General features: G+C 46.9%; 16 protein-coding genes. 15 read left to right on the forward strand and 1 reads right to left on the reverse strand.

Annotation, left to right across the window (positions count from 1 at the left end; all coding sequences use genetic code 11):
- The first annotated feature begins 54 nt into the window (after positions 1–54).
- The 12 genes from urtB to ureG all read left to right on the forward strand — a co-directional run bounded on the left by urtB (position 55) and on the right by ureG (position 10,493).
- The gene (gene urtB, locus AB4623_RS19620) at positions 55–1,683 is read left to right on the forward strand and encodes an urea ABC transporter permease subunit UrtB (RefSeq protein ID WP_372147204.1); all 1,629 of its coding nucleotides are present in this window, start codon (positions 55–57) and stop codon (positions 1,681–1,683) included.
- 10 nt (positions 1,684–1,693) lie between these two features.
- Positions 1,694–2,866 carry an urea ABC transporter permease subunit UrtC gene (gene urtC, locus AB4623_RS19625; RefSeq protein ID WP_017062507.1) on the forward strand — a complete coding sequence of 391 codons (1,173 nt, stop codon included), beginning with the start codon at positions 1,694–1,696 and terminating at the stop codon, positions 2,864–2,866.
- Complete coding sequence (gene urtD / locus AB4623_RS19630) at positions 2,863–3,705, forward strand: urea ABC transporter ATP-binding protein UrtD (RefSeq protein ID WP_017062506.1); 843 nt, start codon at positions 2,863–2,865, stop codon at positions 3,703–3,705. Before urtC ends, urtD begins: the two co-directional genes overlap by 4 nt.
- A 1-nt stretch (position 3,706) precedes the next feature.
- Positions 3,707–4,402: an urea ABC transporter ATP-binding subunit UrtE gene (gene urtE / locus AB4623_RS19635; RefSeq protein WP_017062505.1), complete on the forward strand. Its 696-nt coding sequence runs from the start codon at positions 3,707–3,709 to the stop codon at positions 4,400–4,402.
- Positions 4,399–5,358, forward strand: coding sequence for an urease accessory protein UreD (locus AB4623_RS19640; protein WP_372147206.1), 960 nt, complete (start codon positions 4,399–4,401; stop codon positions 5,356–5,358). The genes urtE and AB4623_RS19640 overlap by 4 nt, the downstream gene beginning before the upstream one ends.
- A 133-nt stretch (positions 5,359–5,491) precedes the next feature.
- Positions 5,492–5,794 carry an urease subunit gamma gene (gene ureA, locus AB4623_RS19645; protein WP_004735119.1) on the forward strand — a complete coding sequence of 101 codons (303 nt, stop codon included), beginning with the start codon at positions 5,492–5,494 and terminating at the stop codon, positions 5,792–5,794.
- 11 nt (positions 5,795–5,805) lie between these two features.
- Positions 5,806–6,141, forward strand: a complete 336-nt coding sequence (locus tag AB4623_RS19650) for an urease subunit beta (protein WP_017062503.1) — start codon at positions 5,806–5,808, stop codon at positions 6,139–6,141.
- 39 nt (positions 6,142–6,180) lie between these two features.
- Positions 6,181–7,884: an urease subunit alpha gene (gene ureC, locus AB4623_RS19655; protein WP_048614369.1), complete on the forward strand. Its 1,704-nt coding sequence runs from the start codon at positions 6,181–6,183 to the stop codon at positions 7,882–7,884.
- Between the two features lie 77 nt (positions 7,885–7,961).
- Positions 7,962–8,414: an urease accessory protein UreE gene (ureE, locus tag AB4623_RS19660; RefSeq protein WP_372147208.1), complete on the forward strand. Its 453-nt coding sequence runs from the start codon at positions 7,962–7,964 to the stop codon at positions 8,412–8,414.
- Between the two features lie 74 nt (positions 8,415–8,488).
- Positions 8,489–9,085: a HupE/UreJ family protein gene (locus tag AB4623_RS19665; protein WP_017079882.1), complete on the forward strand. Its 597-nt coding sequence runs from the start codon at positions 8,489–8,491 to the stop codon at positions 9,083–9,085.
- A gap of 42 nt (positions 9,086–9,127) precedes the next feature.
- Positions 9,128–9,808 carry an urease accessory protein UreF gene (locus AB4623_RS19670; protein WP_136974075.1) on the forward strand — a complete coding sequence of 227 codons (681 nt, stop codon included), beginning with the start codon at positions 9,128–9,130 and terminating at the stop codon, positions 9,806–9,808.
- A 46-nt stretch (positions 9,809–9,854) separates the two neighbouring features.
- Complete coding sequence (gene ureG / locus AB4623_RS19675; RefSeq protein ID WP_017062498.1) at positions 9,855–10,493, forward strand: urease accessory protein UreG; 639 nt, start codon at positions 9,855–9,857, stop codon at positions 10,491–10,493.
- 93 nt (positions 10,494–10,586) lie between these two features.
- On the opposite strand, the gene xseA is transcribed toward ureG, so the two are convergent.
- On the reverse strand, positions 10,587–11,933 hold the full coding sequence (gene xseA / locus AB4623_RS19680; RefSeq protein ID WP_372147210.1) for an exodeoxyribonuclease VII large subunit: 1,347 nt from the start codon (positions 11,931–11,933) through the stop codon (positions 10,587–10,589).
- A gap of 244 nt (positions 11,934–12,177) precedes the next feature.
- Here xseA and guaB point away from each other — a divergent pair, with 244 nt between their 5' ends.
- The 3 genes from guaB (at position 12,178) to AB4623_RS19695 (ending at position 17,597) form a co-directional block, all read left to right on the forward strand.
- Complete coding sequence (gene guaB / locus AB4623_RS19685; RefSeq protein ID WP_017062496.1) at positions 12,178–13,641, forward strand: IMP dehydrogenase; 1,464 nt, start codon at positions 12,178–12,180, stop codon at positions 13,639–13,641.
- Between the two features lie 365 nt (positions 13,642–14,006).
- Positions 14,007–15,560, forward strand: coding sequence for a glutamine-hydrolyzing GMP synthase (gene guaA / locus AB4623_RS19690; RefSeq protein ID WP_017066418.1), 1,554 nt, complete (start codon positions 14,007–14,009; stop codon positions 15,558–15,560).
- Between the two features lie 324 nt (positions 15,561–15,884).
- The gene (locus AB4623_RS19695; RefSeq protein WP_372147212.1) at positions 15,885–17,597 is read left to right on the forward strand and encodes a glycoside hydrolase family 19 protein; all 1,713 of its coding nucleotides are present in this window, start codon (positions 15,885–15,887) and stop codon (positions 17,595–17,597) included.
- Positions 17,598–17,833: the final 236 nt, after the last annotated feature.

The following is a 17,833-nucleotide window of genomic DNA, read 5'->3' on the forward strand; positions in this document are numbered from 1 at the left end:
ACATCCACCAAGTAAAAAATAACAATATCTAACTTGTTGGTTAAGGAAGCAGGGATGAAGAACGTATTAAACGTATTTAAGGCGCTGTTGCTCATGGCTATCAGTGCTCAGTTGGCTTTTGCTGGAATAACGGATGAAGCTAGCTTTACCAAGGCGCTAGTTGGTAAAAAAACATCGGATAAAGAGCTAGCCATCGATTGGATCATTGAGACACAAACGGAAGACGTGTCGAAGGCTATTTTATATGGATGGTTAAACGGCAATCTCTATTACTTCAATGATAAAAAAAACGAACATTATAAACAGCTCTATCTCATTCAAAACACCAAAACAGCCACTTCAGCTCAGTCTGTATGGGATGAATCAACTCTCAATATCGACAATGCTAAGCTGTTTAAAAAGGTGCGCGTAAACAACAAACTTCGCGGGATATTACGCGGGGAAATAGCCTCGATTGGACTGAACAGCGGCAACCCTGATGTGCGTTATAAGGCGGTTTTGGATTTGTTAGGAACCAAAGACGCTGACATTATCGAACGACTAACTGAACTCAGAGCCAATGAATCAGATGGCAAAGTAGCTGAGCTAATGGATTTGTCGTTAGCGATTGCCACTTCTCTTAATAACAGTGCCACCATTGAAGATCGTGTGGCTTCAATTGAACGAGTTGGTGACTTCAAACACTCGGTGGTTCTGAAAACACTGAATCAACTGTTAAACACTGAGCAAGATCCAAGCATTACCGCTGCAGCAGAACGTGCGATGGATAGCTATCAACAAAGCCAAGCACTCTATTCGGGTGTAGAAACCGTATTCTTCGGTTTGAGCTTAGGCTCGGTATTGGTACTGGCAGGCATTGGCTTAGCGATTACCTTTGGTGTGATGGGCGTTATCAACATGGCTCATGGCGAGCTGATCATGATTGGCGCTTACACCACCTACGTATTGCAGTTGTTGATGCCGAATCATATTGGCCTAGCGCTGATACTTTCCATTCCAGCGGCATTCATTGTTTCTGGCTTAGTGGGCATTGCGATTGAGCGAAGTGTGATTCGTCATCTTTATGGTCGCCCATTGGAAACCTTACTCGCGACCTTTGGTATTAGCTTAATCTTGCAGCAGGCTGTTCGCTCGATTTTCTCTCCTTTGAACCGCTCAGTGAGCACGCCTGAATGGATGTCTGGCGCACTTCAATTGAACCCAATGTTGTCCCTGACTTACAACCGACTTTATATCATTCTCTTCTGTGGTTTGGTATTTATGGGCTTATTAATGGTTCTGAAAAAGACACCACTAGGTTTGCAGGTTCGTGCGGTTTCTCAAAACCGTGGCATGGCTCGTGCGATGGGTATTCGTTCAGAGCGAGTTGATGCGATGACCTTCGGTTTAGGCTCTGGCGTTGCGGGTGTTGCAGGCGTGGCACTGTCTCAACTGACCAACGTTGGCCCTAATATGGGACAGGCGTACATCATCGACTCATTCATGGTGGTGGTATTCGGCGGTGTTGGCAACCTATGGGGCACGCTAGTCGCAGGCTTAAGCCTTGGTCTGTTCAATAAAATTTTAGAACCATGGGCTGGTGCGGTTCTCGCCAAGATTCTGGTACTGGTTTTCATCATTCTATTTATTCAAAAACGCCCACGCGGACTCTTCCCGCAACGTGGTCGTGCGGCTGAAGGTTAAGGACAACATCATGCAGTCAAAATCATTTGTACTTTCGGCAATGCGTGGTGACAAAGGTGGCCAACTGACCATCCTTGCCATTCTAGCGGCCGTTATTCTTATCCCACTGGCTAACACCATGTTACCAAGTGGGCACCCGCTCCATGTAGAGACTTTTACTATCTCGCTGATGGGCAAATATCTGAGCTACGCAATGTTGGCGTTGGCGCTCGATCTGGTGTGGGGCTATCTCGGAATCTTGAGCCTTGGCCACGGTGCTTTCTTTGCGCTTGGTGGTTATGCGATGGGCATGTACTTGATGCGTCAGATTGGTGACCGTGGGGTTTATGGTGATCCAGTCTTACCAGATTTCATGGTGTTCCTTGATTGGTCTGCGTTGCCGTGGTTCTGGCAGGGCTTTGACCAGTTCTGGTTTGCTTGCCTGATGGTGGTGCTAGTGCCGGGCGCATTGGCTTACTTGTTCGGTTATTTAGCTTTCCGCTCTCGTGTGTCAGGGGTTTACCTTTCTATCATGACTCAGGCGTTAACTTACGCATTGATGCTGGCATTTTTCCGCAACGAGATGGGCTTTGGTGGCAACAACGGACTGACGGATTTCAAAGACATCATCGGTCTGAGTTTGCAGAGTGATGCGGTCAAGATAGGTCTGTTTGTCGCGACTGGTATTGCGCTTATTCTCAGCTACATAGCTTGTCGCATGGTGGTGACCAGTCGATTAGGTCGTGTGGCATTAGCGATTCGTGATACGGAATCACGCACTCGCTTTATGGGCTATGACGTCGATGGCATCAAGCTGTGGGTCTTCGTTCTTTCTGCGGTTATCGCCGGTATTGCCGGGGCTTTATATGTCCCTCAAGTGGGTATTATCAATCCGGGAGAATTTGCTCCTCTTAACTCGATTGAGATTGTGGTTTGGGTAGCCTTAGGCGGTCGTGCCACTCTGTTTGGTGCCATTGTCGGTGCATTGATCATCAACTACGCCAAGAGTTGGTTTACGGTTGAGTTCCCGGAGGTGTGGCTGTTTGCTCTGGGTGGACTATTCGTACTCTCAACCATGTACTTCCCACAAGGTGTGATTGGCTTTGTCAGTGAAAAGTGGCAGCAGCTGCGCAAGGCATCAAATGGGAAAAACCAAGATAAAGATAAGGATGATCAGCACAAGGCCAAGGAGGTGATCGCATGACCACATTTAATAGCGTAAAGGAATCGGTTCAGGCGTTCACTCGTCGAGACGAAGTCTTTGATTACCTCAAACCCGATATTCATCCTGCCATCGATACTCGACATAACGTGCTGTTGTATGTCGAAGGCGTCAACAAAAGCTTCGATGGTTTCCAAGCGATAAACGACCTCAACCTCTACATCAAAGAGGGAGAGCTACGCTGTATCATAGGTCCTAATGGCGCAGGTAAAACCACCATGATGGACATTATCACAGGTAAAACTAAGCCAGACACCGGCGAGGTGTGGTTGGGTTCGAACATCAACTTATTGAAGATGAACGAAGCCGAAATCGCCAATGCAGGCGTTGGGCGTAAATTCCAAAAACCGACCGTGATTGAGTGTTTAACTGTGTGGCAGAACCTTGAATTAGCCATGGCCGGTGACCGCTCAGTGTGGGCGACGTTCACCGCTGTGATGTCTGGTGAACAGAAAGACAAATTGACCTCGGTACTTGAGCTGATTCATTTAAAAGACGAAGCGGCGAATTTGGCAGGTAACCTGTCTCACGGACAAAAGCAGTGGTTAGAGATCGGCATGCTATTGATGCAAAACCCTAAGCTGTTGCTGGTGGATGAACCCGTGGCAGGTATGACTCACCAAGAAATGGATCGCACCTCTGAGTTACTTAACTCACTGGCAGGTAAGCACTCGGTTGTGGTCGTTGAACACGATATGGATTTCGTTCGTTCTATCGCCAGCCATGTCACCGTGCTTCATCAAGGTCATGTGTTGGCTGAAGGCACCATGGATCAAGTGCAGGCTCACCCTGAAGTTAAACAAGTTTATCTCGGAGAATAGGATGCTAGAGGTTAAATCAGTTAATCAATATTACGGTGAGAGCCACACGCTGTGGGATTTGGATATGCAGATCCCAGAAGGTAAATGCACGGTGTTAATGGGGCGAAATGGTGTCGGTAAAACCACCTTACTGCAATGCATTATGGGGTTGGTGAAGGTTGAAAGCGGTGACATCTCCTTATCGGGTGAGTCACTTTTGAAAACCGATGCCGAGGACCGTCCACGCCAAGGGATCGGCTATGTACCGCAAGGTCGCCAGATCTTCCCAATGCTCACTGTTCAAGAAAATCTAGAGGTCGGTTTACCGATTCGTAAAAAGGGTGACCGCAAGATCCCTGAATTCATCTTCGATATTTTCCCAGTGTTAAAAGAGATGCTACATCGTCGCGGTGGTGATTTATCGGGTGGCCAGCAGCAACAGCTAGCGATTGGGCGTGCGCTGGTGGTTAATCCAAAGCTATTGATCTTGGATGAGCCGACGGAGGGTATTCAACCCAATATTGTGCAAGAGATTGGCGACATCATTCGCATGCTCAACGAGAAAATGGGGCTCACGGTTCTGTTGGTTGAACAGAAGCTGCCGTTTGCAAGAAAGGTCGGTGACCGTTTTTGCATTATCGACCGTGGACGCCAAGTGGCAGAAGGTGAAATGACAGGGCTCGATGAGTCCTTGATAAAGGAGTACCTAACCGTATGAATTCTCTCTTTTCTCCGAATGAAGTAAGCAAGGCTTCTTTAGTAGAAGCTTTATCTTTGAATGAGACCATCGAACAAGATATTCGTGATGGTTGGCAAGCGAGTTTAAACCTCACTTTTGTCGACCGCAGTGATAAAACCGTATTAAAGAATCGTCAGCAGTCTGGTCCGCTTGCGGTGCAACGCCCCCTGTATCCTGATGGGGAAACGTGTCACACCTATTTACTCCATCCCCCCGGCGGAGTGGTAGGTGGTGACACTCTCAATATTGAAGCGACCATCGAAAGCGGTGCGCATGCGTTGATCACCACACCCGGTGCGACCAAGTTTTATCGCTCAAACAACAAGTACGCCAAGCAGAAGCAGACCCTACGAGTGAAGAAAGATGCACGCTTGGAATGGATGCCGCAAGAGAACATCTTTTTCCCCAATGCACACGTTCGTTTAGATACTGAAATTCGCCTAGAAAAGGGTGCACAGTTTTGGGGTTGGGAGATGCACTGTTTTGGACGCCCTGCACAGAATGAGGGATTCGAGCATGGTCATCTCGTTGGGAAAACAGAAATCTATCTTGATAATCAAAGGCTTCTGACTGAAGGCTTTAATTTTCATGGTGGCGATAAGTTAATGATAAATATGGGGTTACTTGATTATTCAATGATGGGAACCTTTTATATCACCTCAAATGAGAAGCAAGATCTAGAGTTGGTACAGAGCTTGCTCATATCTATTACACAGCAAGCTTCACAGCAAGCTTCACAGCAATCAGTTACATCAAAAACGTCGAGTGAACCCACATTAATATTGGGTGCTACTCAGATAGAAGGATTGATTGTGGTGCGAGCCTTGGGTAATTGGAGTGAAGATATCCTCCAAGCCTTTGGTCAGATTTGGCAAGCAACTCGCTCTCATTTATGTGGTACGACTCCTGATTTACCAAGGATTTGGGCGACTTAGCGATTAGCCCTTTTTGTACCTAGGGTGACTTCCGACCCTAGGTACATTTTTTCAAGCTTGCTGTGATTGAATCCCACTTACTGCTCATGCGTTTTTGAGCAATAAGAAAACAACACTAACAGCGGGCGGCTAAATGGAATTAACACCAAGAGAAAAAGATAAGCTACTTATCTTCTGCGCAGGAATGCTGGCACAGCAGCGCAAACAAAAAGGCTTAAAGCTCAACTACCCAGAATCTATCGCACTGATCAGCAGTGCCATTCTCGAAGGTGCCCGCGAGGGTAAAACCGTTTCAGAATTAATGGATTTTGGACGCACACTTCTTACTGTCGATGACGTTATGGAGGGGATCCCTTCCATGATCCCTGATGTACAAGTCGAAGCCACTTTTCCTGATGGCACCAAGCTGGTGACCGTTCATGAACCTATCGTGTAGGGAGAAGTAATATGGCTGGTTCCACAAAACAATACTCAGGATTCGTTCCCGGAAAAGTAGAAACCGCACCGGGTGACATCACTCTCAATGAAGGCCGAGACACAACGTCCGTTAAGGTGCAAAACATTGGCGATCGTCCTGTCCAAATTGGCTCTCATTACCACTTCTATGAAGCAAACCCTTCGCTGATCTTTAACCGAGAAGTCACTAAAGGCTTTCGACTCAATATTCCTGCGGGTACTGCAACCCGCTTTGAGCCGGGTCAGTCGCGCAGCGTCGAGTTAGTGCGTTACGCCGGTAAGTTAGAGATCTATGGCTTCCAAGGAAAGGTGATGGGCAAGCTCTAAGCGCTCCCACGGAATAATGAAAATAACAAAGGATTGAACATGGCGACGATATCCAGACAGGCTTATGCCGAAATGTTTGGGCCAACAGTCGGTGACCGAGTGCGTCTTGCTGACACTGATTTATGGCTAGAAGTTGAAAAAGATTACACCGTATACGGCGACGAAGTGAAGTTCGGCGGCGGTAAAGTGATTCGTGATGGACAAGGGCAAAGCCAACGTCCAAGCGCCGAAACACCTGACTTGGTGATCACCAATGCGATTGTGTTGGATTATTGGGGCATCGTAAAAGCCGATGTCGCCATCAAAGACGGCCGAGTTCAAGCTTTAGGCAAAGCAGGTAACCCAGACGTTCAGCCGGGCGTCGATATAGTAATTGGCCCGGGCACGGAAATTTTAGCCGGTGAAGGCTCGATTCTCACCGCGGGTGGTATCGACTCACATATTCACTTTATCTGCCCGCAACAGATTGAAGAAGCCTTAGCATCTGGTGTTACGACCATGATAGGCGGTGGTACGGGGCCAAACACAGGGACTAACGCAACCACATGTACACCGGGTCCGTGGAACATGCACCGCATGCTAGAGTCACTCGATCAATTCCCGATGAACTTTGGTTTGTTAGGCAAAGGCAATGCAAGTCAGCCTGAAGCATTGCGTGAACAAGTAGCTGCAGGCGCAGTGGGTTTGAAGTTGCACGAAGACTGGGGAACCACACCCGCTTCCATCGATACTTGTTTAAGTGTTGCTGACGAGATGGACGTACAAGTTGCGATTCATACCGATACCTTGAATGAGTCGGGCTTTGTTGAATCAACACTTGGCGCAATTGGCGACCGAGTGATTCATACCTACCACACTGAAGGTGCGGGCGGTGGTCATGCTCCCGACATTATCCGTGCGGCAGGTGAACCCAACGTTCTGCCTTCTTCAACCAACCCAACACGACCTTACACGGTCAATACGGTCGATGAGCATTTAGACATGTTGATGGTGTGTCATCACCTTTCACCATCAATTGCAGAAGATGTCGCGTTTGCTGAATCTCGTATCCGCCGTGAAACCATTGCTGCAGAAGATATTCTTCATGACTTAGGCGCGTTTTCGATGATCGCTTCGGACTCACAAGCAATGGGACGTGTAGGCGAGGTAGTAACACGTACTTGGCAAACCGCGCACAAGATGAAAGTTCAGCGCGGTAGCTTAAAAGAAGATTCAGACTACAGCGATAACTTCCGTTTAAGACGTTATGTCGCTAAGTACACCATCAACCCTGCGATCACTCATGGTATGTCTCATGAAATCGGTTCGATCGAAGCCGGGAAATTAGCTGACCTAGTTCTATGGAAGCCAGCCTTCTTTGGCGTGAAACCAAGCGTGATTTTGAAAGGCGGCATGATCGCCATGGCGCCGATGGGTGACCCAAACGCTTCAATCCCAACACCTCAGCCAGTTCACTATCGCTCGATGTTTGGTAGCTACGGCAAGGCGTGTCAGAACACATCAATGCTGTTTGTCTCTAAAGAAGCCAAGGCGCAGAACATCGACAAGCAATTGGGTCTGCAGAGCTTGATTGGTGTTGTGAGCAACTGCCGAAACATCAGCAAAGCCGACATGAAGCTCAATGATTGGATGCCGAAGATTGAAGTCGACTCTCAGACGTACCAAGTGCGCGCCGATGGTGAACTACTCACGTGTGAGCCTGCTGAAGAGCTGCCAATGGCTCAGCGGTACTTTCTATTCTAAGCCTTTGACTAAAGAATCTTATTTTAGTGACCCTATTTTGAACGTTATAAATCTCACAAGGAGATTGAGGTAATAGCATGATTGAACTGACTCAACTGAATACTCAAATACAAAATGCACCGGACGGCTATTTGAGCCTGCCGATCGATAGTCGCATCAAAAGCCGCCTTAAGGTGATGCTAGATGACGGGCGCAATGCAGGGCTGTTTCTACCACGAGGTCATATCTTGCGTGGTGGCGAACAGCTCTCAAGTGAATGTGGTTTAGTCGTAGAAGTGAAAGCGGCACCTGAAACCGTTTCGACTGTTTACTGTGAAGACATGCTCCTGTTAACACGAGTGGCTTACCACCTTGGCAATCGTCATGTTCCGCTGCAAGTGGAAGCGGGGTGGGTTCGCTATCAACACGACCATGTTTTGGATGAAATGGTGGAAGGTTTGGGCGCGATAGTGACGACCGAAAAACAACCCTTTGAACCTGAAGGTGGCGCTTATGGCGGTCGCTCAGGTGGACATCATCACCATCATTAATCGAGTCATTGATGACTCACTAAACGATTTATATAACAACAAATATTAATAACTATAAACGCAAGGAACTCGCGATGAACTTTAAAACAGCTGCAGGCTTATGCACTTTCACAATAGCTTCTCTAACAACATCAACGATGGCTTTCGCTCACCCAGGACATGGGGCGCATTCAGTTCATGAGTCTCACTCGTTTATGTCTGGCTTAACTCACCCTGTGACTGGCATGGATCATCTGATCATGCTGATCGCTTTCGGTTTATTAATTGGCGCATTGTCATTTTCCACCAAGACAAAAGCAGCTCTGATTGGCGGTGGATTGGTGTCTTTAGTGGTAGGGCTTATCGCAGGCCAAGCCCTAGGTTTCTCTGTGATTGTTGAGCCTGCCATTATCGCTTCTCTGTTTGTCGTCAGCTTATGTTTATGGCATGTATTCTCACCATCAACCAAGCGTGTAAACAGCGTATTAGTTGCTTCGATTGCTATGTTGTTTTTCCATGGTTACGCACACGGCGTTGAAGCCGCGAGCAACCTGACTCAGTTCGCAACAGGCATGAGTATCAGTGCTTTGGCTCTGATGGTTATCGGTACTTTTGTTGGTCGCGCGGTTTACTCTAAATGGTTGTCAGTCGGCGTGGCTTCAGCAAGCGCACTATTGCTGTTAGGCGCGTAGGCTCTCGAACTTATTTGATTCTGGAAGACTGAGGGCACGATTATGACCACAACAGAAAATGTAGCCGTCTATCGTCTGTTTCAATTGATCAGTCCATCGTTGCCGATTGGTGGGTTCACTTATTCGCAAGGCTTAGAGTTAGCGGTTGAAGCGGGGTGGGTGACCGATCGCAACAGCATGGAACAGTGGCTTAATACCATCGTCAGTTCCAGTGTCGCAACTTTGGAATTACCTATCTTAGAGCGTCTTTATCACGCGCTAGAAAAGGGTGAAATCGATGAGATTGAGCATTGGTGTAACTACTTATACTCAAGCCGTGAAACCAGTGAATTGCGAGCGGAAGAAAAGCAGCGTGGGCATGCATTGAACACCTTGTTGAAGCGCTTGGATATCGATATTTCGCTGGTGGATTCTGTTGATAGTCATCCAAACCAATTGTTGGGCATGTGTATGGCGGCTCAGCATTGGGGCATTGATTTAGAAAGCCTCAAGCAAGGTTACTTATGGAGCTGGCTTGAAAATATCGTTACCGCAGGCGTGAAACTGGTGCCTTTAGGTCAAACCGACGGGCAGTTGGCATTGATTAATATCACCAACACCTTTCCTGAGGTGATCGAAAAGGCCCACGCGATAGAAGATTGGATGGTAGGCAGTTTTTCGCCATCAATGGCATTAGCAAGTTCACTGCACGAAACACAATACACACGACTATTTCGTTCGTAGCGGTCAGCTCGAACGGTATAGTAAAAAGAATATAAGGAAGTAGACAATGGAAAGTTATAAGCAACCACTTCGAATTGGTATTGGCGGCCCAGTAGGATCTGGTAAAACAGCGCTGTTAGAGGTGCTATGTAAAGCTATTCGCGACAAGCTCAACATTGCCGTGGTAACCAACGACATCTACACACAAGAAGATGCCAAGATACTCACGCGAGCAGAAGCGCTAGAACCGGATCGTATCATTGGTGTTGAAACGGGTGGCTGTCCGCACACGGCGATCCGTGAAGATGCGTCGATGAACTTAGCTGCGGTAGAAGAGCTGGCTAAGCTGCACAAAAACCTCGATGTGGTATTCGTCGAAAGTGGCGGTGATAACTTGAGTGCGACGTTCAGCCCTGAATTAGCCGATCTTACCATCTACGTGATTGATGTAGCGGAAGGGGAGAAGATCCCACGTAAAGGCGGACCGGGTATTACGCGTTCTGATCTGCTGGTTATCAATAAGATCGATTTAGCACCATATGTGGGTGCGTCACTTGAGGTGATGGAGCAAGACACACAACGCATGCGTCCAACCAAGCCATACGTGTTCACCAACCTCAAAGAGAGCCAAGGGCTAGACTTCATCATCAACTTTATTGTGACTGAAGGGATGCTAACCATGAAGGAGCCTTCTACTACTGAGTAGGGTTGGAATAGGTTAGTTTTTTGAAAGCGTTAGATACTAAAAAGCCCTGTCGATTATCGATAGGGCTTTCTGGTTTGAAACGTTAGGTCGAACTTAAAGCTCGCTCTTAGTCACTCTTGTGGTCACTTGCGACTCAATCACACCGTCTTCAACTTGAGTGGTGATCACTTCACCGACTTCGACATCGTTAATCGATGATACCGTCTTGCTCGATTCTGAATGAGTAATGCTGTAGCCACGCTTTAGGGTTGCCAGTGGACTAACGGTCTCTAACTTCTCTGCAGCCATAGCGAGCTGGTGGCGAGTGGTTAGTAATGTCTTGTCCATTGCATCCAATAGCTTTTGCTCTGAACGTTGCAGATGCAGTTTCTGTTCGCCAAGGCGTTTCACTGGCGAGTTCAATTGAAGCTGGTGCTGTTTACGTTCAACACGCTGTGCATGCTGTTTTAGGTATTGAGTCATACCACGACGCAAACGCATATCTAGGTCATCAAGCTGCTGACTCTGCTTTTGAAGTTGGTAGCTAGGGTGTTGCTTCTCTAAGCGGTATTTCAACGTTTGAGTTGATTGCGCCTGTTTGATTAACACATGACGAATCGCACTGACTAAGCGAGCACGTTTAGACGCGAAAGCTTGTTCTTTATGACTGTTATCACGGCTAACCAATTCTGCGGCAGCTGATGGCGTTGGGGCACGCATATCGGCAACGAAATCAGCGATAGTGACATCCACTTCGTGGCCAACGGCGCTGATAATCGGGATTTGGCTTGCTGCGATTGTGCGAGCTACGATCTCGTTATTGAAGCACCATAGGTCTTCCAGTGAGCCGCCACCACGGCCGACGATTAACACATCACATTCATTGCGTTCGTTAGCGCGTCCAATCGCTTGGGCAATCTGAATCGCCGCCTCTTCGCCTTGAACCATGGTCGGGTAAACCACAACCGGTAGCGAAGGATCGCGCCTTTTTAGTACATCAAGAATATCAAACAGCGCTGCACCGGTTTTAGATGTGATAACGCCAACACGTTTTGGGTGTTCAGGAAGAGCTTGCTTACTTGATTGAGCAAACAGTCCTTCTGCGGCAAGGTTCATCATCAGCTTTTCAAATTCTTGCTGAAGTTTACCGTCACCCTCTGGCTGCATGCTTTCGATGATCAGTTGGTAGTCACCGCGTGGCTCGTAAAGAGATAGGCGAGCTTTGACTAAAACTTGATTGCCGTTCTGAGGCTTAAAGGTCACACGGCGGTTATTGCCACGAAACATGGCGCATTTAACTTGAGCGCGAGAGTCTTTTAGCGTGAGGTACCAGTGACCAGAGACAGGTGCAGAGAAGTTTGAGATTTCACCAACGAGCCAGACTATTCCCATTTCGTTTTCTAATAGGAGACGAACCTCTGAGTTGAGGCGAGAAACAGTAAAGATGTTTGGATTAGTCATAGAAGCACTATCTTTCCTTGAAGGAAGGTCTTTCTTGGAATCTCACAGGGCGTGAGTATGGAAGATAGCGGCAATATAATACATAGCAAGGGGGTAAATGCAAATTAAAAATACAAAAATGTGTAGCCAAGCGATTTCGCCGTGCGTATAATCCGTCTGCAATATCAAATCCAAATCACTTTATTATGCGAAACGATAAAGTTGGGTTTACTCCTTTTAACACCTTTGTTGTGAGATATTGCAAATGCTACGAATCGCAAAAGAAGCTTTAACTTTTGATGACGTTTTACTCGTCCCAGCACACTCAACCGTTCTTCCGAACACAGCTGATCTTCGCACTCAGTTAACGAAAAACATTTCTTTAAACATCCCAATGATCTCTGCATCGATGGATACTGTTACGGAAGCACGCCTAGCAATTGCCCTTGCGCAAGAAGGTGGTATTGGCTTTATTCATAAGAATATGTCAATCGAGCAGCAAGCTGAAATGGTTCGCCAGGTTAAAATTTACGAAGCTGGTGTGGTTTCTCACCCAGTAACTGTAAGCCCTGACGCGACAATCGCTGATGTTGTAGCCCTTACTCAAAAACACGGCTTCGCCGGTTTCCCTGTTGTTACTGAAACAAACGAATTGGTTGGTATCATTACTGGCCGTGACGTTCGCTTTGTTACTGACCTTTCTAAGAAAGTTGATGTAGTAATGACGCCTAAAGCTCGCCTTGCTTCTGTTAAAGAAGGTGCAACTCGTGAAGAAGTTCAAGAGAAAATGCACGAAGCGCGTGTTGAAAAAGTTCTTGTTGTAAATGATGACTTCCAACTGACTGGAATGATCACTGCAAAAGATTTCCACAAAGCAGAACGTAAACCAAACGCATGTAAAGATGAGCGCGGCAGCCTACGTGTAGGTGCAGCTGTTGGTGCTGGTGCTGGTAACGAAGAGCGTGTTGCTGCTCTAGTTGAAGCTGGCGTAGACGTTCTACTTATCGACTCTTCACACGGTCACTCTGAAGGCGTACTTAACCGTATCCGCGAAACTCGCGCTGCATACCCTGATCTACAAATCATCGGTGGTAACGTAGCAACTGGTGCTGGCGCTCGTGCTCTTATCGAAGCGGGTGTTAGTGCAGTTAAAGTTGGTATCGGCCCAGGTTCAATCTGTACGACTCGTATCGTTACTGGTGTTGGTGTTCCTCAAGTAACAGCAATCGCAGACGCAGCGGAAGTTGCAAACGAATACGGTATTCCAGTAATCGCAGATGGCGGTATCCGCTTCTCTGGCGATATCTGTAAAGCTATCGTTGCTGGCGCATCTTGTGTGATGGTTGGTTCAATGTTCGCTGGTACTGAAGAAGCACCGGGTGAAGTTATCCTTTACAACGGTCGTTCTTACAAGTCTTACCGTGGTATGGGTTCTCTTGGCGCTATGTCTCAAGGCTCTTCTGACCGTTACTTCCAATCTGACAACGCTGCAGACAAGCTTGTTCCAGAAGGTATTGAAGGTCGTATCGCATACAAAGGTCGTCTAAAAGAGATCGTTCACCAACAGATGGGCGGTCTACGCTCAAGCATGGGCCTAACGGGTTCTGCAACTGTTGAAGACATGCGTACTAAAGCTGAGTTTGTTCGTATCTCTGGTGCGGGCATGAAAGAATCTCACGTACACGATGTTCAAATCACGAAAGAAGCACCTAACTACCGTTTAGGTTAATAATACGTCCAAACGTTTGAATAATGTGCTGATTTAGTCGGCACATTAATATACCAATCGTAGTAAATAACTGGTCATCCTAGCTTGTTAAAAACCTCGATAACTTCGTTAGAATTTTTGATTGTAGAATAACTACTTATCAGAAAATCCTGCCTCGTTCTCAGGCTTTTTTCCTACGCTATTCCTGAACACTTACTTACTGTGATTGGTATTATATCTACCGCCTGTTTTGTTAAAAGTCCGATTGTCTCAAAACACGTGGTTAAAGATATCTAACGAAAACGTTTGCTTTATTTCTTGAAGAGTTAATCAGAGGTGAGTAAACTCGCCTCCGTTTTATCACATAGCCAATAAGACTGCTTACAATGACTAAAAATATTCATGACCAACGTATTCTAATTCTGGACTTCGGTTCTCAATACACACAGCTAGTAGCTCGTCGTATTCGTGAGATCGGTGTTTACTGTGAACTTTGGAGCTGGGACGTAGAAGAAGCGGATATTCGTGAATTCAATCCAGACGGTATCATCCTATCTGGTGGCCCTGAAAGTGTAACGGAAGAGAACTCTCCACGTGCACCTCAGTACGTATTTGATTCAGGTGTTCCTGTATTCGGTATCTGCTACGGCATGCAAACTATGGCTGAGCAACTTGGCGGTAAAGTAGCAACGTCTACTGAGCGCGAGTTCGGCTACGCAGCGGTACAAGTGACTGGCGAATCTGCACTTTTCGCTGACCTTGAGTCTACTCAAGATGTTTGGATGAGCCACGGCGACAAAGTAGTTGAGATTCCAGCTGATTTCACAAAGATCGCTGAAACAGACACTTGCCCATACGCTGCAATGGCAAACGAAGAGAAGAAGTACTTCGGTGTTCAATTCCACCCAGAAGTAACACACACTAAAAACGGCCTGAAAATGCTTGAGAACTTCGTTCTTAACGTATGTGGTTGTGAAGGTCTGTGGACTTCAGCTTCAATCATTGAAGATGCAGTTGCACGTATTAAAGAACAAGTAGGTGACGACGAAGTTATCCTTGGTCTTTCTGGTGGTGTTGATTCATCTGTAGTTGCGATGCTTGCTCACCGCGCTATCGGCGACAAACTAACATGTGTATTTGTTGATAACGGCCTTCTTCGTTTAAACGAAGGTGAGCAGGTTATGGAGATGTTCGGCAACAAGTTTGGCCTAAACATCATCAAAGTAGATGCTGAGCAACGTTTCCTTGATGCTCTTGAAGGCGAAGCTGAACCAGAAGCTAAGCGTAAGATCATTGGTCACGTATTCGTAGATATCTTCGATGAAGAGTCTAAGAAACTGAAGAATGCTAAATGGCTTGCTCAGGGTACTATCTACCCAGATGTAATCGAGTCTGCTGCATCTAAGACAGGTAAAGCACACGTAATCAAATCTCACCACAACGTTGGTGGTCTTCCTGATGATATGGAAATGGGCCTTGTTGAGCCGCTACGTGAGCTGTTTAAAGATGAAGTACGTAAGATCGGTCTAGAGCTTGGTCTTCCATACAACATGCTTTACCGCCACCCATTCCCGGGTCCAGGTCTAGGTGTTCGTGTACTTGGCGAAGTGAAGAAAGAGTACTGTGATCTACTGCGTCGCGCAGATGCGATCTTCATTGAAGAGCTTCACGCTGCTGACCTTTACCACAAAGTATCTCAAGCATTCACGGTATTCCTACCAGTACGTTCAGTTGGCGTAATGGGCGATGGCCGTAAGTACGATTGGGTTGTATCTCTACGTGCCGTAGAAACTATCGACTTCATGACTGCTCACTGGGCACACCTACCATACGACTTCCTAGGTAAGGTTTCTAACCGTATTATCAACGAAGTTAACGGCATTTCACGTGTTGTTTACGATATTTCTGGTAAGCCACCAGCAACTATCGAGTGGGAATAATCTCTTAGAGATTTAACCAGCTTTGATTAAGATCTTAAGCCTCGAACTCAGTTCGGGGCTTTTTTCTTTTCGATTGATTATATTGATTCATTACATTAAAGGCTTATGAGCAATACCTCGAAATCAAATGAACAATAACTAGAAACCAAATGAGTTGGAAACTAGATATCAGCTCAAGAAACCATGAGACGCTTTGTTGTGCTGAGCCATGTATCAAAAAGATCACTCGCACTTTTTATAAATTCACACAGCTACAGCTAGGCCATTCCACATGTGAAGCATACTCTTTGATGGACTTATTAAGGACAGATAAGAGAATCCATCATGTTAAAAATCAAATATTTGGCGACAGTACTGGGCTGCACATTAGCAGCGCAAAGTCATGCGTCTTTGAACATTCAACCTGATCCGCAAAACCCGAATGGTTACCTTGTTGAAAAGTCGGCTCTACAAGCTGCTGAACAAGCGAAAACATCCGATCCTATGTATGCGATCTGGTCACAGGCCCTTCAAACTCGCCCGAATACAATCGTTGAAGCGATTGAACCCGGTTCCCCCTCCAACCCTGAAAACGTAAAGCGTGTAGAGCGCGTGTTCCCTCAATCGGAATGGAACTTCCTCACTCAGATGGCAGCGCCAGAATACACCTACACTCGCTTCTTACGTGCAATTGGCAAATTCCCAGCCTTCTGTGGAGAGTACACCGATGGCCGTGATTCTGATGCTATCTGTAAAAAATCCATCATCACGGCCTTTGCTCACTTTTCACAAGAGACGGGTGGGCATATCGCGATAGACAACACCTCTGATAATCCATTAGCTCTAGAAGAGTGGCAGCAAGCGCTGGTGCATGTTCGCGAAATGGGTTGGTCTGAAGGCCAAGAAGGTTACACCACAGGTTGTGGTCAGAACGATTGGCAGAATGCCCGTTGGCCATGTGCTGCGGGACAGGGCTACTTCGGACGTGGTGCTAAACAGCTTTCTTACCATTTTAATTATGGCGCGTTCTCTGAAGTGATGTTTGATGGTGACGCGACGGTGCTTCTCAACAATCCGGGCTTAGTGGCGGACTCTTGGTTGAACTTAGCTTCTGCTATTTGGTTTTTCCTTACCCCTCAAGCACCTAAACCAGCTATGCTGCATGTCATCGACCGCACTTGGACGCCATCTCAACGCGAATTGGATGCGGGTATTGGTTATGGCTTTGGTACCACAATCAACGTGATCAATGGTGGTATTGAGTGTGGCGAGCAGAACAAAGACAAAGGCCAACCCGTTAACCGTATTCGTTATTGGGAAGGGTTAGCAGCGCACTATGAAATTCCGGTAGAAGCGGATGAAGCCAATACTTGTTGGCAGCAAACGCCTTACGGAAGCTTAAACCTCAACGGAGCAACGGATGTGTTGTACACCAACTGGGATGGTAACTGGAAATACTACGCAGACCGCCCAGAAGGTTACTCGTTTGAGTGTGAGCTTGTTGGTTTCCAAACGGCTTATTCCGCACTGGTGGCTGGTGATTACGAGAAGTGTGTGACCAACTTCTATGGTTCTCATGCGAGTTGGCCTGAAGTGAAAGTTGTCGATAAGCTGGATCCGGTAGATCCTGGTACTGATCCGGGTGGTAATGGTTGGAGTGCGACCAAGGTTTACAACGCGGGTGACCAAGTGACGCATAACGGCGCAACCTATGAAGCGAAATGGTGGACACAAGGGGATGACCCTGCCAATGGTGGCCCTTGGAAACTAGTAGCGGGCGAGCCAACACCACCAGTTGTGACAGATCCAACGCCTGTTGATCCTGCCCCTGTCGATCCAGAACCAGTAGACCCTGCACCCGTTGAACCACCTGTGACAGAACCGCCAGTGGTTGTCGATCCATCTGAATTTATTACGTGGCAAGCCGGTGTTAGCCAAGTGAGTAATGGCGACAAAGTGACGCATAACGGCAAGTGCTTCGTGGCTAAAAACGGCCCGGGCGTATGGGAAAGCCCAGTTCAATCGAATTGGTTCTGGGATGAAATTAGTTGTAATTGATCGTCTGAATACTGAAAAGCGGTCTAACCGACGAGTTCAGTAGTACGACCATAATGATATAAATAATCAAAAGCCGAAAGTGTCTACTTTCGGCTTTTTTTCGTTTCGAACTTGGCTATTTAAGCAGGGTGATTGGTCTATTTGGCTATGTTGAAGCGCATTTAAAGACTAATTATCCAGTTAGAGGATAAAGTTCTGTACAAATGATGCTTGTGAATTTATATTCAAATTTAATT

Source organism: Vibrio sp. 10N.222.52.C12, from assembly GCF_041474215.1.
Lineage (GTDB): Bacteria > Pseudomonadota > Gammaproteobacteria > Enterobacterales > Vibrionaceae > Vibrio > Vibrio crassostreae_C.